The sequence below is a fragment of the Xylophilus sp. PBN-3R genome (genome assembly GCF_057747805.1).
Window position 1 is genome coordinate 4,133,773 of sequence record NZ_CM173225.1, and the last position, 23,892, is coordinate 4,157,664.

The window sequence follows — 23,892 nt, forward strand, 5'->3', positions numbered from 1 at the left end:
GGCGGCAGCGGACCGCTAGCCGCCAGGCTCGCGGTGCGCCTCTTCGAGGCAGGCCTGAAACGCCAGCACCGTCCGCGACGGTTTGGGCGAACGCCGCAGCAGGCTGACGAACCTGCAGGGGTAGTGGAACCGCTCCGGCTGCACCGCCCGCATCAGGCCGCGCTGCTCGAACACCTGGGCATAGTGGTCCGGCAGAAACCCCAGGTAACGCCCCGACAGGATCAGCGTGGCGATGGCCTCCTGGTCAAAACCGGTGGCGGCGCGGGCCAGCCTGGCACGGTGACTCAGTTCCATGTTCGGCGAGTGGTAACCCAGGCCGGCGAAACGATGCTCGGCCAGCCTGGCCCAGGTCAGCTTGGCGCCTTCGGCACCGAACAGCGGATGCCGGGCGCCGCAATACAGCAGCATGGTTTCGTCGAACAGGTCGGCATAAAGCAGGCTCCTGGAGGCCCGGTGCGCCGGGATGATGCCGACCTGGTAGCTGCCTTCGAGCACGCCCTGCTCGATCGCGTTGATCGACCCCACATGCACCGACAGCGCCACCTCGGGCGCCCGTTCGGTGAACAGCGCGATGGCCTCGCCGATGCGGGCCGCAGGATTGGTCGCCGTCTTGTCGAACAGCGCCAGTTCGAGCGTGCCGCCCATTCGCTGGTGGATGTCGTCGATGCTGCCGCGGAAGGCGTCGACCGATGCCAGCAGGCGCAGGGTTTCGTCGTACACCCGCTGGCCGTCGGCGGTCAGCGCAAAACCGGCCCGGCCGCGCCGGCACAGGGTCAGGCCGAGGCGGGTTTCCAGGTCCTTCACATGGCGGCTGATGGTCGATGTGCCGATGTTCAGTTCCAGCTCGGCTGCTGCCATGCCGCCGCAGTCGACCACGCAACGGAAGACCTTCAGCAGGCGCAGGTCCATGTCGCTGAGCTGGCCCAGCACCGCCTTGTTGCGGGTGTTGTTCGCTCTGTTTACTTGCATGGATTGCCAAGTGAAGATGGAGATTGCGCCATTCTCCACACTGACGGCGGCGAGAACAATTCCAGGATCTTTTGATGGGAGCCACCATGCCGCACACCACGCCCGACATCGCGCCGAGCACCTCCACGGTACGCACCGACGCCGCGTGGCTGGATGCGCACTGGATGCCCTACACCGGCAACCGCCAGTTCAAGGCCGACCCGCGGTTGATCGTCGAGGCGAAAGGCGCTTATTTCACCGACCACGAAGGCCGCAAGATCTTCGACGGCCTGTCGGGCCTGTGGTGTTCGGGCCTGGGCCACGGCCGGCCGGAGATCACCGCCGCGGTCAGCCGGCAGATCCACACGCTGGACTATTCGCCGGCCTTCCAGTTTGGCCATCCGCTCTCCTTCGAGCTGGCCAACAGGATCAAGGAACTCACGCCCGCCGGCCTGGACTATGTGTTCTTCACCGACTCGGGGTCCGAAGCCGCCGACACCTCGCTGAAGATGGCGCGCGCCTATTGGCGTGCCAAGGGCATGGCCGGCAAGACCCGGCTGATCGGCCGCGAGAAGGGTTACCACGGCGTCAATTTCGGCGGCATTTCGGTAGGCGGCATCGGCGCCAACCGCAAGCTTTTCGGCCAGACGCTGGAAGCCGACCACCTGCCCCACACCCAGCTGGCGGCCAACAATTTCAGCCGCGGCCAGCCCGAGGCCGGCGCCGACCTGGCCGACCGCCTGCTCGACCTCATCACCCTGCATGACGCTTCGAACATCGCGGCGGTGATCGTCGAACCCATGTCCGGTTCGGCCGGCGTGGTGGTGCCGCCCAAGGGTTACCTCAAACGCCTGCGCGACATCTGCACCGCGCACAACATCCTGCTGATCTTCGACGAGGTGATCACCGGTTTCGGCCGCATGGGCGCGATGACCGGGGCCGATGCCTTCGGCGTGACACCCGACATCATGAACATCGCCAAGCAGGTGACCAACGGCGCGCAGCCGCTGGGCGCGGTGGTCGCCAGCAAGGAGATCTACGACACCTTCATGTCGGTCGGCGGTCCCGACTACATGCTCGAATTCCCCCACGGCTACACCTACAGCGCCCACCCGGTCGCATGCGCCGCCGGCATCGCCGCCCTGCAGGTGCTGCAGGACGAAGACATGGTGGGCCGGGTGCAGGCGCTGTCGCCGCATTTCGAAAATGCGGTGCACAGCCTGAAAGGCCTGAAACACGTGACCGACATCCGGAACTTCGGCCTGGCCGCCGGCATCACCATCGCCGCACTGCCCGGTGAGCCGGCACGCCGGCCCTACGAGATCGCGATGAACTGCTGGAAGAAGGGCTTCTATGTGCGTTACGGCGGCGACACGATCCAGCTGGCGCCGCCCTTCATTTCCGAAAAGGCCGAGATCGACCGCATGGTCAACGCCCTCGGCGACGCGCTGGCCGAGACGGCCTGACCGCCCATGGCCGAACTTCCGCTGCTGCCGCATCTGCCATTGGCACCCCTGACGGCGGAAGCCTTCGCGCCTTTCGGTGACGTGATCGAGACCGACGGGCGGCACCACTTCCCGATCAACGGCGGCATGGTGCAGCGTTTCCACGACCTGGTTAAGGTCGACACGCTCGAAGGTGGCGGTGCGCCCGGCATCAGCCTCTTCGTGGCGCAGCCCTACGCCATGCCCATGGCGGTGAGCGCACTGGAGCGCCATCCGCTGTCCAGCCAGGCCTTCGTGCCGCTGGACGACCGCCCCTTCGTGTTGGTGGTGGCACCGGCCGGCGCCGAACCCACACGCGACACGCTCCGGGGTTTCGTCACCGACGGCCGGCAGGGCGTGAACTACGCGCGCGGCGTGTGGCACCACGTGCTGATCGCCGTGGGTGGGCAGCAAAGCTTCGTGGTGGTCGACCGCATCGGCAGCGGCCCCAACTGCGATGTCTTCGAACTGGGCGACGACAACGCCTGCCGCATCGACCTGCCCGGCTGAACGCACCAGCGACGGGAACCCGACCGCACCAGCAGCGGGAATTCGCGCCACCCGGCGAACCGACTTGGACCATTTGGTCAAAAAATGGCTGGCACACGAAATGCGTAGCTCGGGGACCAGGAGGTCCTCATGAAAGTCGGAGTCTTCATCCCCATCGGCAACAACGGCTGGTTGTTGTCCGAGAACGCGCCCCAGTACAAACCGACGTTTGCGCTGAACAAGCAGATCACCCTGTCCGCCGAGCACTACGGCATGGACTTCGTGCTGTCGATGATCAAGTTGCGGGGCTTCGGCGGCAAGACCGAGTTCTGGGACCACAACCTCGAGTCCTTCACCCTGATGGCCGGCCTGGCCGCCGTCACCACCAGGATCAAGCTGTTCGCCACGGCGGCTTCGCTGGTGATGCCGCCGGCCATCGTGGCCCGCATGTCGGCCACCATCGACTCGATATCGGGCGGGCGTTTCGGCGTGAACCTGGTCACCGGCTGGCAGAGGCCGGAGTATTCGCAGATGGGCCTGTGGCCCGGCGACGAGTTCTTCGCCACCCGCTACGAATACCTGTCCGAATACATCCAGGTGCTGCGTGACCTGTGGGGCAAGGGACAGTCCGACTTCAAGGGCGACCATTTCCAGATGGACGACTGCCGGCTCAGCCCGCAGCCGCAGGCCGACATGAAGGTGATCTGCGCCGGCGCCAGCGATGCCGGCATGGAGTTCTCGGCCCGATACGCCGACTACAACTTCTGCTTCGGCAAAGGCGTCAACACACCCAGGGCGTTCAAGCCGTCGGCCGACAAACTGATCGCCGCAGCGGCAAAGACCGGCCGCAACGTCTCGACCTACGTGCTGATGATGGTCATCGCCGGAGAGACCGCGGAAGCCGCCCGCGCCCGGTGGGACCACTACCGGGCCGGCGCCGACCACGAGGCCATCGCCTGGCTCGGCGGGCAGGCGGCCGTCGACACCAAATCGGGCGCCGACACCAACGTGCGCCAGATGGCCGACCCCACCTCGGCGGTCAACATCAACATGGGCACCCTCATCGGCTCCTATGCCGACGTGGCCCGCATGCTCGACGAGGTGGCAGAGGTCGAAGGCACCGAGGGCGTGCTGCTGACCTTCGACGACTTCGTGGAAGGCGTGAAGGCTTTCGGCGAACGTATCCAGCCGCTGATGAAGAGCCGTGCCGACGCCGACACACCCGTGCCGTCGGTCGCGTTCGCCGAAGCCCAGGCGGCCTGAACCTTGCAACCTTCTCCACATGACCGAAAAGAACCGCACCATCACCTCCACCGTCCCGGTCGGGGCGCCGCAACCGTCCGGCGCGCCTGCGCCGCGGGTGATTTCCGCCCGCCCGGAGCCGGTGGCCTTCCAGCCCGGACAGACCGCGCTGATCGTGGTCGACATGCAGAACGCCTATGCCACCGAAGGCGGTTACGTGGACTCGGCGGGTTTCGACATCTCGGGCGCCCGGGGCGTGATCGCCAGCGTGGTGAAAGCCATCGAGGCGGCCCGTGCGGCCGGCGTGCTGGTGGTGTTCCTGCAGAACGGCTGGGACGCCGCCTACGTGGAAGCCGGCGGCCCGGGATCGCCCAACTGGTACAAGTCCAACGCGCTGAAGACCATGAGAAAGAAGCCCGAACTGGCCGGCAAGTTTCTGGCGAAGGGTGGCTGGGACTACGAGCTGGTCGACGCGGTCGAGCCGCTGCCGGGCGACATCGTGGTGCCCAAGACCCGCTACAGCGGCTTCTTCAACAGCACGCTCGACAGCACCCTGCGTACCCACGGCATCCGCAACCTGATGTTCACCGGCATCGCCACCAACGTGTGTGTGGAGTCGACCCTGCGCGACGCCTTCCACCTCGAATATTTCTCGGTGATGCTGGAAGACGCCACCCACGAACTGGGCGGCGGACCGATCCAGCAGGCCACGGTCTACAACGTGGAGACCTTCTTCGGCTGGGTCTCGACGGTCGACGATTTCTGCGCCGCCATCGCGGCCTGACGCAACCCAACCTGCCCCTAGAACACCCATGCCCAAACAAGCCATCATCCCGCCCGGAACCACCACCCCCATCGCGCCTTTCGTGCCCGGCACCATGGCCGACGGCGTGGTCTATGTGTCCGGCACCCTGCCCTTCGACAAGGACAACAACGTGGTCCACGTGGGCGATGCCACGCTGCAGACCCGCCATGTGCTGACCACCATCCAGAGCGTGATCGAGACCGCCGGCGGCACGATGGACGACGTCACGTTCAACATGATCATGATCAAGGACTGGGCCGACTACGCCAAGGTCAACGCGGTGTATGCCGAGTTCTTCCCGGGCGTGAAACCTGCTCGTTACTGCATCCAGTGCGGCCTGGTGAAACCCGATGCGCTGGTCGAGATCGCTTCCATCGCCCACGTCGGCAAGGCAGGCTGATCGAATGGCAATGTTCTTCGAAGTCCTGGGTGAAGGCGCTCCCGGAGCGCCCGGCGTGTTGTTGTCCTCCGGCCTGGGCGGGTCTGCCAACTACTGGAAACCCCAGACCGCCGCGTTGGTCGCGGCCGGCTGGCGTGTAGTGGCCTACGACCAGCGGGGGACCGGCCGCAGTCCGGCCGAACTGGCGGATCCGTATTCCATCTCGGACATGGCCGACGACGTGCTGGAGGTGATGGAAAAAAGCGGCACTGCCAGCGCGCACCTGGTCGGACATGCGCTCGGTGGACTGGTGGGCCTGCAGCTGGCGCTGGATGCGCCGGCCCGCATCAGGAGCCTGACGCTGATCAACGCCTGGGCCGAACCCAATGTCCATTCGGCACGCTGTTTCGATGCCCGGCTGGCCTTGCTCGGCGCGGTGGGCGTGCGGGCTTATGTCGAGGCACAGCCGCTGTTCCTGTATCCGGCCGCCTGGTCGCTGGAAAACGCCGGACTGGTGGTGGCCGAGGTCGAGCATTCGATTGCGCATTTCCCGGGCGAATCCAACATGCGGGCCCGCATCGCGGCGCTGCGGGCCTTCGACGTATCTGCGCGCCTGGCGGAAATCAAGGTGCCGGTGCTGGTGAGCGCGTCGATGGACGACCTGCTGGTGCCCTGGACCATGTCGACCCGGCTGGCCGAAAAACTGCCGGCGGCGGTGCTGGATTTATTACCGCACGGCGGCCACGCACATAATATTACCCAGCCAGCCGCCTTCAATAAAACCCTGCTGGATTTTCTGAAAAACAGCTGACAGGCATTTCGACTTCGTGAATCGGCTACAAATCACCCGCTTTTGTTCCTGTGTCCGGCCGTCTACGTAGACCATACCGGCTCACTACAGGAAGAAGTAAACGAGATGTACCCGATCCCCATGAGTAACCCCCTGCAGCCATTGCAATATGCCGTTCCGGCCCTGCCGCTTCAGGTTAATGGCAAAAACGATCCGACAGCGGAAAAATCAAAATACGACCACGCATATGACGACGTGCTCGGCAGATTGAACAGGATCGAAAGATCAGGCACGCGGCAGGATTTGAACGACATTGGCGAACATCAGACCGGCGAGTTGGTCGAAGATATTTTCAACGGAGAAAGGACCTGCTACGAGTGGGCCGATTCTTTTCATAAATTCGGGTTCTACTCCCAGAAGAATTGGCGACCGACGCCTTGCCCCGACAAAGCCCTGCCCGCCAAACCGACAGAGCCGCCCACGACGACGACGACAGCGACGACGACAACCACTGAAATCCCCGCAGGCCCTCATGCGCGTGGGCGCATGTGTGTGCTGGAAGAATTGGTCGCGGCAACCGGCCCGGGCAAAGCGGGACTGCGCGGCCACACCGACACCCGATATTCGTTGGTCCTCTGTTCAGAGTTGAAGGCAAGGAAAGACAAGGAAGACGAGGACAGCTGGAAGTGCTGGCCGTCATAAGGCGCGGCTTTGCGACGCCGTGAATGCATTTCCTCATGTGACCATCAAAGCCGTTTTTTTTCCTCGAACCAGGTAATGCATTCGCGTCGGCTGCCATTCCTGGCAATACGGATCGCGTCCTTCCTCGGCGCCTGCAAGGTGCTTTCACGGTGGCTGGCGAGCTGCTGCAACAGCTGACGCGGCCGATCGTGTCAGGCCCGCGGCAGAACCCCTGACAACACGATCCGCTGCACGTTGGCCACCGTCTCCTCGAAGAAAACCGGATCGGCCAGCGTGCGGCCGGTCAGAGCCTCGACCTGCACCGCGAAATCGGCGTAATGCTGGGTGATCGACCAAAGGGTGAAGATCAGGTGGTATGGCTCCACCGGGCTCAGCCTGCCGTCGGCGATCCATGCGCGGATGACGCCGGCCTTGCGCTCGACCAGGTCACGCAGCTCAAGCGCCAGCTCCTGGCCGAAAAGCGGAGCGCCCTGGACCAGCTCCAGACAGAACAGGCGCGACGCCTGAGGATCGTCGCGCGACGCCTCCAGCTTGCGGCGGATATAGGCACCGATGGCTTCTGCCGGATCCTGCGATGCACTGAAGGTGCGCAACGGCTCCAGCCACAAGGCCAGCAACTGCCGCAGCACCGAGAGGTAGAGCACTTCCTTGCTCTCGAAGTAATACAGCAGGTTGCCCTTGGACACCTCGGCCAGCGCAGCGATCTGGTCCACGCTGGCGCCGTGCACGCCCTTCTGTGAAAACAGCGCCAGGGCGGCATCCAGGATGGACTTGCGCTTGTCCGCGAACTGCTGCTGCCGGCGGCGGGCGGGCGGCTTCGGGACCGATTTCCCGGTGGGGGCTTGACTGCTTTCTTCCACGAAAAAATCCTCGGCGACAGAGTGCTGGACTCTACCGTGCGAGGACGTTTTTCGGTCCCTTCCGGGACCCGATGGTCTGCTTACGAGCAGTTGACCTGGATCGATTCGATGCGGCCGCCGAAGCCCAGCTTCTTGCGCAGGCTGCCTTCGCGGCTGTTGGCACCGAACTCGACCGAGCGGTCCTTGAACAGGCGATGTTCATACACCGTCAGCTTGGTGTTGGGACCGGTGACGATGCTGTCGATGTCGCGCTTGAGTTGTTTGGCAGTGCCCTTGTCCAGGCTGTCCAGCTGGGTCGGGCCGACCAGCGTCAGCATGTCGCCCTTGAAGTCCTTGGCACCGTAGAACTGGGCCCAGCAGCCCGCTTCGAGCGCCTTGTTCTGGATCTCGACCGGCACCAGCAGGATGGTCGGTGCGGGACGGTTGTCGCCGCTGGCGGTGGTGCCTGCGGGCGGGACCGCGGCGGTCTGGGCGAAGGTCATGGAAGCGGTGAGTGCCAGACCGGCACCGATGAGGACTTGCTGCAGTTTTTTCATGTTTTCAAGTTTCATTGAACCCCGATGCGACTGTCGCATTCGGCTGGTGTGCGGACGATTCTGGCCGGCATCGGGGCGGCCGGTTGTCAGGCAATGGCGCTGCCGGCCGCCAGCCTGAATCTTGAAGGTCCGCAGAGCCATAGCCGGGCTTTGCTGACCGAGACCTGAATGCCATTCGCAGGTTGCAGGGCTCTGCCTCCGTTAAGCAAACCACAAGCATGGGCCGCCAAAACTCGCCCGCAGACAGGCCTCTACCGGAGGCCGCACCGTTCGGATCCGAGGCAAAAAAATGAGCAGCAGCACCCGCAACAATCACGGCAGTTCATCGTTCGACCTGCGCCGCCACGGCTGGTGGGTGGCCGGTGCCGTCGCAGTGGCGGCGCTGGCCGCGGTCTACGCCATGTCGGGCAAACCCCACGCCGAAAACATGCCCGATGTCGAAACGCCGGAAGCCTCGCATGCCGGCAAGGTCGCCGCCGAAACGGTGCGAGTGGCGGCCGGCCAGATGGCAGCGCTGGACATCGGCCCGGCCGGCCAGCGTTCTTTCGCCGACCTGCAGCAGGCCATCGGCAACATCGACTTCAACCAGGACCGTACGGTGGCCGTGTCGACCGCCTACGCCGGCCGCATCGCCCGCGTGCTGGTGAAGGCCGGCGACGACGTGAAGGCAGGCCAGACCCTGTACACGGTCGACGTACCCGACATCGCCCAGGCCGCGTCGACGCTGATCGCCACGTCCGGCACGCTGCGCACCGCCAATGACACCCTCAGGCGCGCCCAGGCGCTGGCGCAGGACAGCAGCATCCCGCAGAAGGAGTTTCAACAGAACCAGTCGGACCAGCAGGCCGCCGACGCCGCCTACCGTGCGGCGCGCAAGACGCTGCAGCTGTTCGGCCTGGCCGAGGCCGACATCGCCCGGATCGAACGCGACAAGGCCATCGATGTGGAGATGCCGGTGAAGAGCCCGATCGATGGCCGCGTCACCGCCCGCTCCGCCCAGGTCGGACTGCTGACCCAGCCGGCCGCATCTCCGGCGCCGGTCACCGTGTCGGACCTGCGTTCCCTGTGGATGGTGGCCAGCGTGCCCGAGTCGGATTTTTCGCTGTACCGCATAGGCCAGCAAGTCAGTGTGCGGGTGCAGGCCTGGCCGGGCAAGACCTTCAGCGGGCGCATCTCGTACCTGGGTGACGCGGTGGACGCCAACACCCACCGCATCGCCGTGCGCGCCGACGTGGCCGACCCGCAGCATGTGCTGCGGCCGCAGATGCTGGCCGATTTCAGCATCGCGCTGTCGGCACCGACCGAGGGCACCGCCGTGCCGGCCACCGCCGTGGTGCGCGAGCCCTCGGGTGCCAGCGTGGTCTGGGTGGCGGCCGGCCAGGACAAGCTGGGCATGCTGCTGCGCCGCCGCAACGTCACCGTCGGCCGCAGCGACGACGGCCAGGTGCAGATCAGTTCGGGCCTTGCGCCGGACGACAAGGTGGCCCGGCGCAATGCGCTGTTCCTGAGCAACCTCTACGAGACCGACGCGGAATAAGGCTCCGGCCCGATCTTTTCCAGCGTTCGCCCGAACTTCTCAGGAGCCGCCCGTGTTTCGTTCCCTTCTGGCCATGGTGCTTTCGCGCCGGCCCGTCACCCTGCTGTGCCTGCTGGCCTTCATGGCCGCCGGCGTCTTCGCCTTCCTCAAGCTCAACGTCGAGGCCTATCCCAACCCGGCGCCGGTGATCCTGGAAATCACCGCCCAGGCCCCGGGCCTGTCGGCGGAGGAGATCGAGCGTTACTACACCCGGCCGATGGAAGTCGGCCTGGCGACCACACCCGGCGTGGACAACATCCGCTCGACCTCGTTCTACGGCCTGGCTTTCGTGCGGCTGACATTCAAGTACGACACCGACTACTACTTCGCCCTGACCCAGGTGGCCAACAACCTGCAGGCCAACGTCAACCTGCCGGGCGGCGTGGAGCCGCAGATCCAGGCGTCCAGCCTGGTCGGCGAAATCCTGCGTTACCAGGTCAAGGGTCCGGCCGGCATGGGGCTGACCGAGCTGCGTTCGCTGCAGGACTGGGTGATCCAGCGCCGGCTGCTGACGGTGCCCGGTGTGGTGCAGGTGGTGACCTGGGGCGGCACCACCAAGGAATACCACGTCGAGCCGGACCCGAAACTGCTGGAGTCGCGCGGCATCACGCTGCAGCAGGTGATCGCGGCCATCGGCAACGCCAACCTCAACGTGGGCGGCCGCTCGGTGAGCCTGGGCGACCAGTCGGTGAACATCCGCGGCCTGGGCCTGGTCGAGAACCTGGCCGACATCGGCAACGTGGTGATCACCCAGCAGAACGGACTGCCGGTGCAGGTGAAGGACGTTGCGAGGATCGTCGAGGGCACCGTGCCGCGCCTGGGCGAGGCCGGCCGCGACGGCGAGAACGACGTGGTGACCGGTGTGGTGATCATGAACCGCACGCTGCACACCAAGGACGTGATCGGCCGGCTGGAAGAAGCCGTGAAGAAGATCAATTCGGACCACAGCCTGCCGGCCGGCGTACAGCTGGCCCCGTACTACGACCGCTCGGTGCTGGTGAACGTCACCACCCACACCGTGCTGCACAACCTGGTCTTCGGCTGCCTGCTGGTGTTCCTGATCCAGTGGATCTTTCTGGGCGACCTGCGCAGCGCGGTGATCGTCAGCGTCAACATTCCTTTCGCGCTGTTCTTCAGCATCATGATCCTGGTGCTGACCAACGAGTCGGCCAACCTGCTGTCGCTGGGCGCGGTCGATTTCGGGATCATCGTGGACTCGGCGGTGATCCTGGTCGAGAACGTGTTCCGCAACTTCCAGCGCGGCACGCCCGAAAAGGCCCTGCTGCTGCGCGCCATGGCCCGCAGCCAGCACGGCTCGGCGCTGACGCCGAAGCTGGGCTGGACCAAACGCCTGCGGATGATCTATCTCAGCGCCACGCAGGTCGACAGCTCGGTGCTGTTCTCCACCTGCATCACCATCGCCGCCTTCACGCCGCTGTTCACCATGCAGGGTGTCGAAGGGCAGATTTTCGGGCCGATGGCGCGCACCTACGGTTACGCCCTGGCCGGTGCTCTGCTGGCTACCTTCACCATTACGCCGGTGCTCGCCAGCTACCTGCTGCCGCGGAAGATCGAAGAGAAAGAAACCATCTTCGTGCGGGCCATCGAACATGTGTATCGCCCGGCCCTGCACTGGAGCCTGGCCAACGCGCGCCTCACCCTGACGATCGGCCTGCTGGCCCTGGCCGCCAGCGGTTTCATGGCGACCCGGCTGGGCAGCGAGTTCCTGCCGGCCCTGGAAGAAGGCAACCTGTGGATCCGCGCCTCGATGCCGCCGACCATCTCGCTTGAAGCCGGCACCGCACAGGTCAACCGCATGCGCCAGCTCATCAAGGAATATCCGGAAGTGCTGACCATCGTGTCGCAGCACGGCCGGCCGGACGACGGGAGCGATGCGGCGGGTTTCAACAACGTGGAGCTTTTCGCACCGCTGGCGCCCTTCGAGAAATGGCGTCCCGGCATGACCAAGGAGCGCATGGTGGCCGAGCTGCAGGGCAAGTTCGACCATGAGTTCCCGGGCGTGGGTTTCAACTTCTCGCAGTACATCCAGGACAACGTGCAGGAAGGCCTGTCGGGGGTGAAGGGCGCCAACTCGGTGAAGATCATCGGCACCGACCTGCCCACGCTGGAAAAGCTGGCAGACCAGGTGATGGAAACCATGAACCAGGTGGAAGGCGTGGCCGACCTGGGCATCTTCCACACGCTGGGCCAGCCCAACATGAACATCCATGTGGACCGCGCCCGCGCCGCCCGCTACGGACTCAACACCGGCGACGTGACCGCCACCATCCAGGCAGCCCTCGGCGGCACCAGCGCCACCACGGTGCTGGAAGGCACACGGCAGGTCGGGCTGACGGTGCGGTTCCCCGCCAGCCAGCGCTCCAGCATGGACGCGGTGAAGGCCCTGCGCATCGGCTACACCACCAGCGGCGGCGGCACCGCCTTCATTCCGCTGTCGGACGTGGCCACCATCAGCGTGGACACCGGCGCGACCTACATCTACCGCGAGAGCAACGAACGCTACATACCCATCAAGTTCAGCGCGCGCGGCCGCGACCTGGGCAGCACCGTGGCCGAAGTGCAGAAGCGGGTGGCGCAGAAGGTGCCGCTGCCGGAGGGCTACCGCATCGTCTACGCCGGCGAGTTCGAGAACCTGCAGCAGGCCAAGGCCCGCATGTCGATCGCCATCCCGCTGGCCATGGCGCTGATCCTGGTGCTGCTGTATGCCCTGTTCGGCAACGTCACCTACAGCCTGCTGACGCTGGCGGCCGTGCCCTTCACGGTGATGGGCGGGATCATGGCGCTGTACCTCACAGGCCAGGTGCTGAGTGTGTCGGCCATCATCGGATTCATCTCGCTGCTGGGGGTTTCGGTGATGGACGGCATCCTGATCCTGAGCACCTTCAAGGAACTGAAGGCCGCCGGCCGCGACGATCTTCAGGCGGTGACCGAAGCCTACGAAAGCCGCATGCGGCCGCTGCTGATGACCGCGCTGTCGGCCTGCATCGGGCTGTTCCCGGCCGCCCTTTCGCATGCCATCGGCAGCGAGGTCCAGCGGCCCCTGGCGACCGTGGTGGTGGGCGGCATGCTGATCGGCCCGCTGTTCCTGCTGCTGGTATTGCCCGCGCTGCGCCTGATGGTGCTGCGCCGCCTGAAACCATCCGCTCGCCGTATCGGCCTGGGAGGCAAACGTGTCTGATGTCCTGTTCCTGAAGCGGGCCGCCAGTGCCTGCGCCCTCGCCTGCGGCCTGATGCTGGCCGGCTGCGCCGCCGTCGGCCCCGACTATGTGAAACCGGTGTCGCCCACGCCCGTTTCGCTGACCCGCGACGCCCTGCCGCTGACCCAGCAGGCCGGCCCGGTGGCCGCCGACTGGTGGCATGTGTTCGGCTCGCCACAGCTCGACACGATGGTCGCCGAAGGCCTGGCCAACAGCCCGACCGTGGCGGCGGCCCGCGCCACGCTGCGTGCCGCACAGGAAAACGTGGCTGCCCAGCGCGGCCTGTTCGCGCCCCAGGTTCAGGCGGGCTACAACGTGGTGCGGCAGAACACCGGCCAGAGCCAGCAGTCGCCGCTGAATTCGGGCGACACGGTCTTCAACTACCACACGGCCCAGCTCAGCGTGGGCTACACACCCGACCTGTTCGGCGGTGTGCGCCGCCAGGTCGAACAGGCCCAGGCCAGCGCCGACAGCATGCGCTGGCAGCTGGAAGGCGCCCGCCTGACCCTGGCCAGCAATCTGGTCGGTGCGGCCCTGCAGACCGCCATGCTGGCCGAGCAGGTGGACCTGACCGGCCAGGCGGTCGACACCATGCAGGAACAGCTGCGGGTGATGCGCAACCTGCAGCGCTCGGGTTATGCCAGCGGGCTGGACGTGGCCACGCAGGAAAACCTGCTGAGCCAGGCGCAGCAATCGCTGCCGCCGCTGCAGAAACAGCTGGAACAGACCCGCAACCTGATGGCGGTGCTGATGGGCCGCACACCCGACGCCGCCCTGCCCGCGCTGCAGCTGGCCGACATCAACCCGCCGCCGCTGCCGCTGGCCGTGCCATCTGACCTGGTGGCACGCCGACCGGATGTGCGCCAGGCCGAAAGCGACCTGCACGCTGCCAGCGCCGCCATCGGCATCGCCAGGGCGGCACGGTTTCCGCAACTGAACCTGAGTGCTTCGCTGGGCGGCGGCGCGACCGACTTCAGCCGCATGTTCTCGGCCGGCAACCCGGTCTGGTCCATCGGCGGCGGCCTGCTGGCGCCGATCTTCGACGGCGGCACCCTGAAGGCGCGGCAACGGGCAGCCGAAGCCCAGTTCGATGCCGCCGCCGCGCAATACCGCGGCGCGGTGCTGACGGCTTTCCAGAACGTGGCCGACACCTTGTATGCGCTGTCCATCGACCAGGGCGCACTGAAGGCGGCCGATGCCAGCGTGGCCGCAACCCGCTCCGGATACGACCTCACCCGGTCGCAGCTGGCGCAGGGTTATGCCTCGCGGCCTTCGATGCTGGCCGCGCAGCAGGCATGGCTGCAGGCGCGCTCGGCCCGGGTGGCGAGCTACGCCACGCTGGTCGGCGACAGCGTGGCGCTTTACCAGGCGCTCGGTGGCGGCACCGACATCCCGACCGAACGTTGAACTTCCAGGAGAAAAGGCATGGATGAATCACAGACCCAGACCACGCCATCGAAGGCACGGCGCGGATTCGCGCTGATGGACCGGAGCCAGCTGAAGGCGGTTTCGAGCAAGGGCGGCAGCGCGCCGCACGCCACCAAACGTGGCTTCGCCATGATGGACGAGCACCGACGCCGCGAGGTCTCGCAGAAGGGCCTCGAAGCGCGTCGGGGCGGCGGCGCCACGCCCACGCCCACGCCCACGCCGGCCGCCCCGCTGCCGGATTCGCCCTGAACACCCGCTGTCCGCGCATTGACCCGCGCCATGCGTGGCGGGACGGCCGTCGGTATATTGAAAAGCTTCCGATGCTTCATTACCGACACCGACCATGACCACCCTGCAAGACATTGCCCTGACCCGTATCGACGGCGCCGCCACCAGCCTGGAGGCCTATCGCGGCAAGGTGCTGCTGGTGGTCAACGTGGCCTCCAGATGCGGCCTGACGCCGCAGTACACCGGCCTGGAGTCGCTGTACCGGGCCAGGCGCGAAACAGGGCTCGAAGTGCTGGGTTTCCCCGCCAACAACTTCAAGGGCCAGGAGCCGGGCAGCGAAGCCGAGATCGCCGAGTTCTGTTCACTGACCTACGACGTGCATTTCCCGATGTTCGGCAAGCTGTCGGTGCTGGGTGCCGACCAGCATCCGCTGTACGCCGCGCTGACTGCAGCGCAACCCGCGGCCATCGGCGAAGGCCCCATGCGCGAGAAGCTCAGGGGCTACGGCGTGGACCCGCAGAACAAGCAGGACGTGCTGTGGAATTTCGAGAAGTTCCTGATCGGCCGCAACGGCGAAGTGGTCGCGCGTTTCGCGCCGGATGTCACCGCAGAGGATCCCCGCCTGGTGGCCGCGATCGACGCCGAGCTGGCCAAGCCCGCGGCCTGAGCCTCAGACCATCAAGGCGCCGAGCGCCGCCACCAGCGCCACCGGCATCACCACCGCACCCACCTTCAGAAACTGCCAGGCCGATACGTCCTCACCCTCGCGGCGGATGGCGACCAGCCACAGCAAGGTCGCCAGGGACCCAGTGACCGACAGGTTGGGCCCCAGGTCGATGCCGATGGCGATGGCGCTGCGCACCTCGGCGGATGCATCGGCGAACTGGCCGATGCTGCCCGCCGCCAGCCCCGCCGGCAGGTTGTTGACCAGATTGCAGCCGAAGGCCGACATCAGCCCGGCGACCCACATTGCCGCCGTGGGTGATGCATCCGCAAGAGACTTCAGCGCCGCCGCCGCCGGCTGCAGCAGGCCGGCCCGCTGCACACCCTCGACCAGCACGAACAGCCCCGCCACCAGCGGCAGCACGCCCCACGACATGTCCTTGGCCAGCGGCCACGGCGCCTCACGTTTTGCGATCTGGATGACCAGGGCGCCGACCACCGCGGCGGCCAGCGCCGGCAGGCCCAGCGGCACGTCGCGCGCCGACGCGACCAGCAGCACTGCCGCCATCAGAACCACCGCGACGGCGGCCAATCTGCCGGTACGGCTCAGCGGAACGGCCTTTTCGGGCGCCCTGGATTCGCCGTTCAGTTCGGCCCGGAACAACCATCGCAGCACCAGGAAGGTCGCCACGATGGACGCCAGCGAAGGCAGCAGGAAACGCTCGAGCCACGGCCCCAGCGCCGGCAGTTGCGAACCGAACACCACCAGGTTGGCCGGGTTGGAGATCGGCAGCACGAAACTCGCCGCGTTGGCGATCAGCGCGCAGGCGAACAGGTAGGGCAGCGGTTTCACGCCCGCCTGGCGCGTGGCGGCATAGACGGCGGGTGTCAGCACCACCGCGGTGGCGTCGTTCGACATGAAGACGGTGACCACCGTGCCGGCACCGTAGATCCAGAGGAACAGCCGGCTACCGGAGCCGTTGGCATGCCGTGCCGCGATGCCGGCCAGCCAGTCAAACAGGCCTTCGCGCCGGCCCAGTTCGGACAACAACATCATGCCGACCAGGAAACAGTAGACGTCCGTGCCCTTGCCGACCGCGCCCATCGCCTCGCGCCACGGCAGCAGTCCGGCCAGCACCAACAGCACCGCACCGGTCAGCGCCCAGACGTATTCCGGAATGCGGCCGGGCCTGAGGATGACGCCGGCGGTGGCGACGGCCGCGATCAGGGGGGTCGCGATGGAAGCGTTCAGATACATGGAAACGACCGGGAGAAAACAGAGGGAAACGTCTGGTGAGGCGCGATTGGACCCCGGATGGTAGAACCCGCCTGTAACCACAAGCCGCCAGGATTTCGCCATGCGCCCTCGTCTCCGTTGTTTCGGTTTCACCCTCCTGCTGACCGCCGGCCTGTTCGCTACCGGTGCCCGGGCGGACACCGTCAAGGTGCTGACCAGCGGCGCCTTCAAGCAGATCGTGCTGGCGCTGGTGCCGGGTTTCGAGGCCCGTACCGGCCACACCGTGGTCGTGTCCAACGACACGGCGGGCGCTCTCGCCAAACGTATCGACGGGGGCGAGGCCTTCGACCTGGTGGTGCTGACACCGGCGGCACTGAAGGCAATGGCGGTGGACGGGCCGCAGGGCAAGGTAGTGGCCGACACGGTGAAACCGCTGGCCAGCGTGGGCATCGGCGTCGCGGTGAAGGCGGGTGCGGCACGGCCCGACATCAGCAGCGTCGAACAATTCCGGCAGGCGCTGCTGCAGGCGAAGAACGTCGCCTACATCGACCCGGCGGCCGGCGGCTCCAGCGGCGTCTACCTGGAAGGACTGTTCCGGAAGATGGGCATCGCCGATGCGGTGCACGCCAAGGCGGTGCTGGTGAAGGGCGGTTACGTGGCCGAGAAGCTGGTGACCGGCGAGGCCGACCTGGCGGTGCACCAGATCAGCGAGATCCTGCCGGTAACGGGCGCCGAACTGGTCGGACCGATTCCCGAGGCGGTGCAGAACTACACGACCTACGCGGGCGCGGTCGGGCGCAGCAGCGAACACCCACAGGCCGCGCAGGCGTTTCTCGACAGCCTCTCAGGCGAGGCCGCCGCCGCCGTGCTGCAACAGAAAGGAATGCTGCCGGCCCGCTGAAGCCGGCTTCAGAAGTCGGCCACCTGCCATTCGTAGTCGAACGAGATGGCGCTGAGCAGTTCGAACCGTTTTGCCGGCTCGGCCGCCAAGGCCTCGATCACCTTGCGGTTGTAGCCGACCAGGATGGCCTTGGCGCGCTCGGACACCTCCTCGGTCACCGCCTGGTCTTCGTACACCCGCACATAGGACTTGGCGGCCACGCCGATCAGGAAATACAGCGCCGCGTTCGTGGTGTCTTCCTTCATGAGGTCGAAGGCGCTCTTGAACAGGGCCTTGAAGGAGTCGCTGCCGGAGCCGGATTGCTCGAAACGTGCGGCGATGTCGGTGAAAGTCATGTCTGTCCTTGATTCTCGAAAATTCAGCGGATGGGTGCAGCGGTGCCGCCGCCGGCGATGCCGCCGTGGGCCTGCGACCAGGACCCCGGATTGTGCAAAAACCGGCGGGCCTCCGCCAGCGAGCGGTCGTCGAACAGGCCGCGCGCCGAGGCCGCCGGCAGCAGGTCGGCCCAGCGGCACAGCGAATGGACACGCAGGCCCAGCGGTGCCAGCTGGGTTTCGGTGCGGAAGGTGCCGTAGTCGAACACCACGAACAGGTTGCTCACCACCGCGCCCGTTTGCGACAACGCCAGGCGGAACTTGATCTTCGACTGGCCGGCGGCCATCAGATCGTCCACCAGCAGCACCTGCGCACCAGCCTCGACCACACCTTCGACCGGCAGCTGGGCGGTGGGTTTCTTGCGCACCACCAGCAAAGGCAGGTCGAGTTGTTCGGCCATCCAGGCGGCCAGGGCGATGCCGCTGGTTTCGCCGCCGGCGATGGCGGTGACGCCGTTCAACGCACCGTCCGCACGCAGCTGCGCCAGGCCCAGCGAGATGATCTCGCGCCGGATGGCCGGGAAGGCCACCAGCCGCCGGCAGTCCATGTAGACCGGGCTGGCCCAGCCCGAAGGCAGGCGAAAGGGTTCGTCGCTGCGCACCGCCATGCAGCCCGCGTCGAGCAGGAGCCCTGCCACGCGGTCTGCGGTGGCGCGGGTGGGGGTCGGTCCGTTCATGCCATGCGCTCCAGTAGTTTTCGCAGCTGCTGTGCGCCGCTGCGGCCTTTGTAGGCCTGTTTCCAGAGCCGGTCGATCATCTCGCGGTACATGCGTAACGCCTCCGGCGACGAGGTGACGGTGGCGATGCCGTTGCGGATGTTGGGCAGCTCGCCGAAACGGAAGGGGCTGACCGCCAGCACCGCATGCGACGGCCCCGAGAACACCTGGAAGGTGGCGGCGGGCATGGCGTCGTCGATCAGGCCGACCTGTACGTCCATGGGTTCGTCTTCCATCAGCTGCGCGATGCGTTCCACCTCGTGGCGGGCGGCGGCGATGCGTTCGGCGCGCAGCGCCTCGGGCAGGTCGAGCCGGCCCACCAGGCCGGTGTGCACGAAACGCTCCAGTTCACGCAGGCCGATCAGGCTGACGATGTGCGGCCGGCGTTTCTCGAAGAATGCCTTGCGTTCGGTGAGGATGGTCAGCATCTGCTCGACATCGGCCAGCCCGGCGTCCTTGCCCTTTCCGGTCACCCGGGGGCCCGCCTCGATCAGCATCTCCCGCAAATAACCCAGGTAACGTTCCGAGGTCAGCAGCAGCGAGATGGGCTCGAAGTGCGACACGATGCGGTCAGAGTTCTGTTCCAGCTGCCGCATGCGTTCCATCAGGCCGAGCACGGTGGCGTGGTATTCGACTTCCACCCCCAGCAGCGAGGCCATCGAGGTGCCCAGCAACACGGCCAGCCGTTCCAGGGTTTCGATCTTGACGATCTCGCCCTTTTCCATGCGGTAGACCACCGCCCGCGACACGCCCAGTTTTTCGGCCACTTCCTCGGCCTGCAGCGACGCACCGATGCGGTAGGCCCGCAGGCGGTCGCCGAGAGCCTGGTAGTCGAAGCTGGAGGTGAAGGATGTCGGTTCGTTCATCGGAAACGGAACTATAGGGGACCGGTCCGGCGGGGAATCACGATCAGCCACGCTCGCAGCCGAGCCGGTCCAGGGCCGCGCTCATCACCGCCACGCCGCGCATGAAGTCGTCCAGGTCCATGGCTTCGTGCGGGTTGTGCGAGCCGTTCTGGTTGCGCACGAACAGCATGCCGCTGGCGATTCCCGCATTGGCGAACAATGATGCGTCGTGGCCTGCGCCGCTGGGGATGGTGTCGTGCGCCACGCCCTGCTCGGCGCAGGCCTCGGCCAGCAACGCGCGGATCGCAGGGTCCATGGTGGCCGGCTCGCTGAGCAGGCGCCGGTCGAACTCGAAACGCACGCCGCGTTCGCGCGCGATGGCCGAGCATTCGGCCTGCACCAGTTGGTAGAAGGCTTCCAGCGTGTCGCGGCTGCGGCTGCGGGCTTCCAGGCTGAAACTCACCAGGCCCGGAATACGCGAGATGGAATGTTCGACCGGATCGGTGCCCACGATGCCGGTGGTCACCACCAGGTCGGTGCCGCGCTCCAGCAGCACCCGCCAGTGATCGTCGATACGCATGATCAGGTCGGCCACCGCGAACATGGCGTCGTGCCGCAGCCAGCGCGGCACCACACCCGAATGCTGGGCATCGCCGTGGCACAGCACGCGGTTGTGCCGCACGTTGCCGCGGATGCCCGAGACCACCGTCAGCGGCAGTTCACGCGCCACCATCACCGGGCCCTGCTCGATGTGGAGTTCAAGATAGGCCTTCACCCTTTTCAGGTCGAACAGCGGTTGCTGCGCGCGGACGGCGTCGACATCGGCACCCGCCCGCGCCATGCAGGTCGCCAGCGTCTCGCCGCTGTTGCGTTGTTTCAGTTCCAGGTCGGCGGATGTCAGCTTGCCGAACAAGGCACCCGAGCCCATGTAGGCCTTGCCGAACCAGGCGCTTTCCTCGCCACGGAAAGCCACGACTTCCAGCGGTAGCGGCGCCGTGCGGCCGGAGCGCTGGCGGTCGACCAGGCACAGCAGGCCGGCCACCACGCCTGCCAGGCCGTCGAAGTTGCCGCCCTGCGGCACCGAGTCGATGTGTGAACCGGTCCACACCACCGGGCCGGCCGCATCGCCGCCGGGCTGCCGGAACACCACGTTGGCGGCGCGGTCGTCGGTGTGTTCCAGGCCGTGGCCGGCGGCAAAGGCGCGCAGGTAATCGGCGGTGGCGGTTTCACCCGCGCCATAACTTTCGCGGGTGACACCCACGCCGTCGAAAGACAGCGCACGCACCTCGTCGAAGAGCTTTTCGGCGATGGGGCGCAATTCGGAGAGATTCATGGATTTCCTTGACCCGACTGCCGAGAGAACCGCAGCCAGCGGTCGGGCAGCTGGCCGTCCAGTTCGATCCGGCCGGTGAGGTCGGCGATGTGTTCCACGCCCATCTCGGCGCAGTAGGACTGCAGCCCGTCGATCACCTTCTGCATGGCACCGGGGTCGATGAAGGAAGCCGTGCCGACCTGCACCGCGCTGGCGCCGGCCAGCATGAACTCGACCGCATCGTCGGCGCTGGCGATGCCGCCGCAGCCGATCACCGGGATGCGCACCGCACGATGGCACTGGTGGACCATCCGCAGCGCGATGGGCTTGATGGCCGGACCCGACAACCCGCCCATCACGTTGCCGAGTTTCGGTTTGCGGCTGCGGATGTCGATGGCCATGCCGAGCACCGTGTTGCCCATCACCAGCGCGTCGGCACCGGCTTCTTCGGCGGCCTGGGCGACCGCCGCGATGTGCGATGCGTTGGGTGTGAGTTTGGCCCACACCGGGTGGCCGGTGCGGCGGCGGATGGCGCTGACGACCTGGTAGGTGCTTTCCGGCGATATGGCAAATGCCATGCCGTCGGCTTCCAGATTGGGGCAAGAAATGTTGGCCTCGATGGCGGCCACACCAGGCAGCGAAAGGCTGGCGACCGCCTCGGCGAATTCGTCCGCCGTATCGGCCGAAACGGACACCACCACCGGCGTGCCGAATCCACCGTAGGCCGGCAGCACTTCGCGCCGGTAGTGGTCCAGGCCCTTGCTGGGAATACCGATGCTGTTGAGCATGCCGCCCCGGGTTTCGGCCACACGCGGCGTCGGGTTGCCGGCACGGCTTTTGGGCGAGACGCTCTTGATGACCAGCGCGCCGAGCCTTCGAAAATCGAGCGCCTCCTGGTATTCGACGGCAAAACAGCCCGACGCCGGCATCACCGGGTTGCGCAGTGCCAGTGCCCCCACCCGCACGGAAAGATCAGCCAAATTCCACCTCCCCCACCACTTCGCGGATGGCGAACACCGGCCCTTCGCGACAGACCCGCAAAAACTGCTTGTCGCCGTCCTTGTCGAACAGCCGTACGCAGGACAGGCAGACACCCATGCCGCAGGCCATGCGCTGTTCCATCGCCACCTGGCCGATGGTCTCCGGATGGGCGGCCAGCACCCTTTGCAGCAGCATCAGCAGACGGTGCGATCCGCAGGTGTAGACGGCGTCGTGCGGTTGCGCCGCCAGCAGGCGTCGCACCAGCGACTCGACCGCGTCGACTTCGGAGCTGCCGTTGCTGTCGTACACGGTGATCACATCGGCTTCGACGCCGCGCAGGAACTCGTCCCGCATCAGGTCTTCGGGCTTGCGGGCCGACATCAACGCGGTGATGCCGATGCCGGCCGCGGCCGCCTGGCGCAGCAGCGGTGCCATCGTTGCCAGCCCCACGCCGCGAGCCACCACCAGGATGCGGCGGAACTCCGGCCGCAGGTCGAAGGTGTTGCCCAGCGGGCCGACGATGTCCATGTGCCCGCCTACGGCGAGCGTGGCCAGCGCGCGGGTGCCCAGGCCGGCGACGTTGTAGAGGAATTCGATCGTGCCGGGCTCGGGGCCGGTGCCGTAGACACTCATCGGGCGCAGCAGAAAGGGCTGCTGGTCCGGCGTGTCGGGGCATCTGAGCTGGTAGAACTGGCCGGGCCGGGTGGCGCCGGCCAGGTCGGCCGGCGCGCTCAGGCGCAGGTAACGGTAGCGGTCGTTGACCGCACGGTGTTCGGTCACCTCGCAGCGGTGCGAGGCCACGCTGTCGGCGTTGCGGCTGAAACAGGCAGTCGGTTCATTCAAGGTCCACCCCCTTCAGCTCGGGAATCAGGAACACCGTCGCCACCATGTCCAGCAGGTAGATGGCAGCCAGCAATGCGATGGCCGTCTGGAACGAATATGCAGTGGCCAGCGCACCCACCACCACCGGCCCGAAACCGCCCACACCCCGGCCGATGTTGAACAGCACGTTCTGTGCCGTGGCCCGCGCTGCCGTGGGGTACGCCTCGGACATCAGTGCGCCGTAGCCACCCAGCATGCCGTTGACGAACATGCCCATCAGCGCCCCGCACCAGAGCATGGCGACCGGATCGTTCAGCCGGGCATAGGCCAGCACCATCACCACCGCACCCGCCTGGAAGATCAGGAAGCTGGGCTTGCGGCCGATACGGTCGGCCAGCTGGCCGAAGACCCAGATGCCGGCCATCATTCCGAGGATGGTGACCGAGGTCCACAAGGCCGATCGGGTGAGGTTGAAGCCCAGCTGCTTCGACAGGAAGCTGGGCATCCAGATCATGATTCCGTAGTAGCCGAAGTTCTGCACCGAACACAGGATGGCGATGCCCGCGCTGATGCGGGTGGTGCGTGCATCCTTCACCAGCAGTCCGAAGGACTGCGCCATCGACGGCCGCGTTGTCGTGGCCCTGACGAAGACCTCCGGCTCGTGCAACTTGTTGCGGATTACCCAGGCGACGACGGCCGGCACGACACCCACCAGGAACATGCCGCGCCAGCCGATCATCGGCAGCAGCAAGGGGGTCAGAAGCGCCGCCGCCAGCACGCCGGCCTGCCAGCCCAGCGCCACATACGAAGAGACCCGTGCCCGGTGCCTTGCCGGCCAGGCTTCTGCGGCCAGCGCCATGCCGATGCCGAATTCGCCGCCCAGCCCGACGCCGGCGATGGTGCGGTAGATCAGCAGGTCCCAGTAGCCGCGGGCGAAGGCGCACAGGCCGGTGAATACCGCGAACAGCACGATGGTCCAGGTCAGCACACGGATGCGGCCGAAGCGGTCGCTGAGCGCACCGAAGACAACGCCCCCGGCGACCGCACCGATCAGCGTCCAGGTGACCAGCGAGCCGGCCTGTCCGGGCGAAAGGTGCAGGTCTGCCGAGATGGCCGACAACATGAAACCCAGGATCAGCAGGTCGAAGCCGTCCATCGCATAGCCGACGGCCGAACCGGCCAGCGCCTTCCAGCCGTAGCTGTCGACCTTTCCATCGTGAGACTCGGGAGCGTTCACCGTTCGATCCTTGAAGTTCAAGTTTCGATATTCGTATCGTTTTTGATACCAGTCAACCTATTTTTTTTCACTGCCCGGCGACGCGCGGGGCGTGCCGGGACACCCCGGTGGGGATCGCC

The 23,892-nt window shown here is 66.4% G+C and carries 24 protein-coding genes; 13 read left to right on the forward strand and 11 right to left on the reverse strand.

Annotation, left to right across the window (positions count from 1 at the left end):
• Window positions 1–15: 15 nt before the first annotated feature.
• Window positions 16–969 carry a LysR family transcriptional regulator gene (locus AC3ANW_RS19670; protein WP_488342523.1) on the reverse strand — a complete coding sequence of 318 codons (954 nt, stop codon included), beginning with the start codon at window positions 967–969 and terminating at the stop codon, window positions 16–18.
• 86 nt (window positions 970–1,055) lie between these two features.
• On the opposite strand from AC3ANW_RS19670, the gene aptA reads away from it, so the two are divergent.
• The 7 genes from aptA (at window position 1,056) to AC3ANW_RS19705 (ending at window position 6,839) form a co-directional block, all read left to right on the forward strand.
• Window positions 1,056–2,414: an omega-aminotransferase AptA gene (gene aptA, locus AC3ANW_RS19675; protein ID WP_488342524.1), complete on the forward strand. Its 1,359-nt coding sequence runs from the start codon at window positions 1,056–1,058 to the stop codon at window positions 2,412–2,414.
• Between the two features lie 6 nt (window positions 2,415–2,420).
• Entirely contained in the window at window positions 2,421–2,942 is a 522-nt protein-coding gene (locus AC3ANW_RS19680) for an ureidoglycolate lyase (protein ID WP_488342525.1), read from the forward strand.
• 129 nt (window positions 2,943–3,071) lie between these two features.
• Window positions 3,072–4,184, forward strand: coding sequence for a pyrimidine utilization protein A (gene rutA, locus AC3ANW_RS19685; protein WP_488342526.1), 1,113 nt, complete (start codon window positions 3,072–3,074; stop codon window positions 4,182–4,184).
• A 19-nt stretch (window positions 4,185–4,203) separates the two neighbouring features.
• A complete protein-coding gene (gene rutB, locus AC3ANW_RS19690; RefSeq protein WP_488342527.1) occupies window positions 4,204–4,947 on the forward strand; it encodes a pyrimidine utilization protein B in 744 nt (247 codons plus the stop codon).
• A gap of 28 nt (window positions 4,948–4,975) precedes the next feature.
• Entirely contained in the window at window positions 4,976–5,368 is a 393-nt protein-coding gene (gene rutC / locus AC3ANW_RS19695; RefSeq protein ID WP_488342528.1) for a pyrimidine utilization protein C, read from the forward strand.
• Window positions 5,369–5,372: 4 nt separating this feature from the next.
• The gene (gene rutD / locus AC3ANW_RS19700) at window positions 5,373–6,158 is read left to right on the forward strand and encodes a pyrimidine utilization protein D (protein ID WP_488342529.1); all 786 of its coding nucleotides are present in this window, start codon (window positions 5,373–5,375) and stop codon (window positions 6,156–6,158) included.
• Window positions 6,159–6,278: 120 nt separating this feature from the next.
• Entirely contained in the window at window positions 6,279–6,839 is a 561-nt protein-coding gene (locus AC3ANW_RS19705; protein ID WP_488342530.1) for a hypothetical protein, read from the forward strand.
• Between the two features lie 191 nt (window positions 6,840–7,030).
• Here AC3ANW_RS19705 and rutR read toward each other — a convergent pair whose 3' ends face one another.
• Entirely contained in the window at window positions 7,031–7,699 is a 669-nt protein-coding gene (gene rutR / locus AC3ANW_RS19710; protein ID WP_488342531.1) for an HTH-type transcriptional regulator RutR, read from the reverse strand.
• An 80-nt stretch (window positions 7,700–7,779) separates the two neighbouring features.
• On the reverse strand, window positions 7,780–8,235 hold the full coding sequence (locus AC3ANW_RS19715; protein WP_488342532.1) for a hypothetical protein: 456 nt from the start codon (window positions 8,233–8,235) through the stop codon (window positions 7,780–7,782).
• A gap of 289 nt (window positions 8,236–8,524) precedes the next feature.
• Between AC3ANW_RS19715 and AC3ANW_RS19720 the strand changes: the two genes are divergently transcribed.
• From AC3ANW_RS19720 to AC3ANW_RS19740, 5 genes are all read left to right on the forward strand, one after another.
• Entirely contained in the window at window positions 8,525–9,772 is a 1,248-nt protein-coding gene (locus AC3ANW_RS19720) for an efflux RND transporter periplasmic adaptor subunit (RefSeq protein ID WP_488342533.1), read from the forward strand.
• 52 nt (window positions 9,773–9,824) lie between these two features.
• Window positions 9,825–13,010, forward strand: a complete 3,186-nt coding sequence (locus tag AC3ANW_RS19725) for an efflux RND transporter permease subunit (RefSeq protein WP_488342534.1) — start codon at window positions 9,825–9,827, stop codon at window positions 13,008–13,010.
• Entirely contained in the window at window positions 13,003–14,436 is a 1,434-nt protein-coding gene (locus AC3ANW_RS19730) for an efflux transporter outer membrane subunit (RefSeq protein WP_488342535.1), read from the forward strand. The genes AC3ANW_RS19725 and AC3ANW_RS19730 overlap by 8 nt, the downstream gene beginning before the upstream one ends.
• Window positions 14,437–14,454: 18 nt before the next feature.
• Complete coding sequence (locus AC3ANW_RS19735) at window positions 14,455–14,706, forward strand: hypothetical protein (RefSeq protein ID WP_488342536.1); 252 nt, start codon at window positions 14,455–14,457, stop codon at window positions 14,704–14,706.
• Window positions 14,707–14,800: 94 nt separating this feature from the next.
• Window positions 14,801–15,352, forward strand: a complete 552-nt coding sequence (locus tag AC3ANW_RS19740; RefSeq protein WP_488342537.1) for a glutathione peroxidase — start codon at window positions 14,801–14,803, stop codon at window positions 15,350–15,352.
• 3 nt (window positions 15,353–15,355) lie between these two features.
• On the opposite strand, the gene AC3ANW_RS19745 is transcribed toward AC3ANW_RS19740, so the two are convergent.
• Window positions 15,356–16,606, reverse strand: a complete 1,251-nt coding sequence (locus tag AC3ANW_RS19745) for an arsenic transporter (protein ID WP_488342538.1) — start codon at window positions 16,604–16,606, stop codon at window positions 15,356–15,358.
• Window positions 16,607–16,706: 100 nt separating this feature from the next.
• Here AC3ANW_RS19745 and AC3ANW_RS19750 point away from each other — a divergent pair, with 100 nt between their 5' ends.
• Window positions 16,707–17,486: a molybdate ABC transporter substrate-binding protein gene (locus AC3ANW_RS19750; RefSeq protein ID WP_488342539.1), complete on the forward strand. Its 780-nt coding sequence runs from the start codon at window positions 16,707–16,709 to the stop codon at window positions 17,484–17,486.
• Between the two features lie 8 nt (window positions 17,487–17,494).
• Here the strand turns inward: AC3ANW_RS19750 and AC3ANW_RS19755 are convergent, their stop codons facing one another.
• Genes AC3ANW_RS19755 through AC3ANW_RS19785 form a run of 7 tightly spaced genes read right to left on the reverse strand, consistent with a single transcriptional unit; the run spans window position 17,495 to window position 23,692 of the window.
• Window positions 17,495–17,821, reverse strand: coding sequence for a hypothetical protein (locus AC3ANW_RS19755; protein ID WP_488342540.1), 327 nt, complete (start codon window positions 17,819–17,821; stop codon window positions 17,495–17,497).
• A 23-nt stretch (window positions 17,822–17,844) separates the two neighbouring features.
• Window positions 17,845–18,537 (reverse strand): orotate phosphoribosyltransferase, encoded by a 693-nt coding sequence (locus AC3ANW_RS19760; RefSeq protein WP_488342541.1) that lies wholly within the window; start codon window positions 18,535–18,537, stop codon window positions 17,845–17,847.
• Window positions 18,534–19,442 (reverse strand): helix-turn-helix domain-containing protein, encoded by a 909-nt coding sequence (locus AC3ANW_RS19765; protein ID WP_488342542.1) that lies wholly within the window; start codon window positions 19,440–19,442, stop codon window positions 18,534–18,536. The genes AC3ANW_RS19760 and AC3ANW_RS19765 overlap by 4 nt, the downstream gene beginning before the upstream one ends.
• A 43-nt stretch (window positions 19,443–19,485) precedes the next feature.
• Window positions 19,486–20,754, reverse strand: a complete 1,269-nt coding sequence (locus AC3ANW_RS19770; protein WP_488342543.1) for a hydantoinase/carbamoylase family amidase — start codon at window positions 20,752–20,754, stop codon at window positions 19,486–19,488.
• Entirely contained in the window at window positions 20,751–21,713 is a 963-nt protein-coding gene (locus tag AC3ANW_RS19775; protein WP_488342544.1) for a dihydroorotate dehydrogenase, read from the reverse strand. Before AC3ANW_RS19775 ends, AC3ANW_RS19770 begins: the two co-directional genes overlap by 4 nt.
• Window positions 21,706–22,557 carry a dihydroorotate dehydrogenase electron transfer subunit gene (locus AC3ANW_RS19780; protein WP_488342545.1) on the reverse strand — a complete coding sequence of 284 codons (852 nt, stop codon included), beginning with the start codon at window positions 22,555–22,557 and terminating at the stop codon, window positions 21,706–21,708. The genes AC3ANW_RS19775 and AC3ANW_RS19780 overlap by 8 nt, the downstream gene beginning before the upstream one ends.
• Window positions 22,550–23,692: an MFS transporter gene (locus AC3ANW_RS19785; protein ID WP_488345466.1), complete on the reverse strand. Its 1,143-nt coding sequence runs from the start codon at window positions 23,690–23,692 to the stop codon at window positions 22,550–22,552. Before AC3ANW_RS19785 ends, AC3ANW_RS19780 begins: the two co-directional genes overlap by 8 nt.
• Window positions 23,693–23,892 lie beyond the last annotated feature (200 nt).

Coding starts and splice junctions, on each gene's coding strand:
- AC3ANW_RS19770 (WP_488342543.1), bottom strand. CDS start 20,754: ATGAATCTCTCCGAATTGCGCCCCATCGCCGAAAAGCTCTTCGACGAG.
- AC3ANW_RS19740 (WP_488342537.1), top strand. CDS start 14,801: ATGACCACCCTGCAAGACATTGCCCTGACCCGTATCGACGGCGCCGCC.
- rutB (WP_488342527.1), top strand. CDS start 4,204: ATGACCGAAAAGAACCGCACCATCACCTCCACCGTCCCGGTCGGGGCG.
- AC3ANW_RS19755 (WP_488342540.1), bottom strand. CDS start 17,821: ATGACTTTCACCGACATCGCCGCACGTTTCGAGCAATCCGGCTCCGGC.
- AC3ANW_RS19765 (WP_488342542.1), bottom strand. CDS start 19,442: ATGAACGAACCGACATCCTTCACCTCCAGCTTCGACTACCAGGCTCTC.
- AC3ANW_RS19735 (WP_488342536.1), top strand. CDS start 14,455: ATGGATGAATCACAGACCCAGACCACGCCATCGAAGGCACGGCGCGGA.
- AC3ANW_RS19720 (WP_488342533.1), top strand. CDS start 8,525: ATGAGCAGCAGCACCCGCAACAATCACGGCAGTTCATCGTTCGACCTG.
- AC3ANW_RS19745 (WP_488342538.1), bottom strand. CDS start 16,606: ATGTATCTGAACGCTTCCATCGCGACCCCCCTGATCGCGGCCGTCGCC.
- AC3ANW_RS19785 (WP_488345466.1), bottom strand. CDS start 23,692: ATGGACGGCTTCGACCTGCTGATCCTGGGTTTCATGTTGTCGGCCATC.
- rutC (WP_488342528.1), top strand. CDS start 4,976: ATGCCCAAACAAGCCATCATCCCGCCCGGAACCACCACCCCCATCGCG.
- rutA (WP_488342526.1), top strand. CDS start 3,072: ATGAAAGTCGGAGTCTTCATCCCCATCGGCAACAACGGCTGGTTGTTG.
- AC3ANW_RS19670 (WP_488342523.1), bottom strand. CDS start 969: ATGCAAGTAAACAGAGCGAACAACACCCGCAACAAGGCGGTGCTGGGC.
- AC3ANW_RS19750 (WP_488342539.1), top strand. CDS start 16,707: ATGCGCCCTCGTCTCCGTTGTTTCGGTTTCACCCTCCTGCTGACCGCC.
- aptA (WP_488342524.1), top strand. CDS start 1,056: ATGCCGCACACCACGCCCGACATCGCGCCGAGCACCTCCACGGTACGC.
- AC3ANW_RS19680 (WP_488342525.1), top strand. CDS start 2,421: ATGGCCGAACTTCCGCTGCTGCCGCATCTGCCATTGGCACCCCTGACG.
- AC3ANW_RS19705 (WP_488342530.1), top strand. CDS start 6,279: ATGAGTAACCCCCTGCAGCCATTGCAATATGCCGTTCCGGCCCTGCCG.
- rutD (WP_488342529.1), top strand. CDS start 5,373: ATGGCAATGTTCTTCGAAGTCCTGGGTGAAGGCGCTCCCGGAGCGCCC.
- AC3ANW_RS19760 (WP_488342541.1), bottom strand. CDS start 18,537: ATGAACGGACCGACCCCCACCCGCGCCACCGCAGACCGCGTGGCAGGG.
- AC3ANW_RS19715 (WP_488342532.1), bottom strand. CDS start 8,235: ATGAAAAAACTGCAGCAAGTCCTCATCGGTGCCGGTCTGGCACTCACC.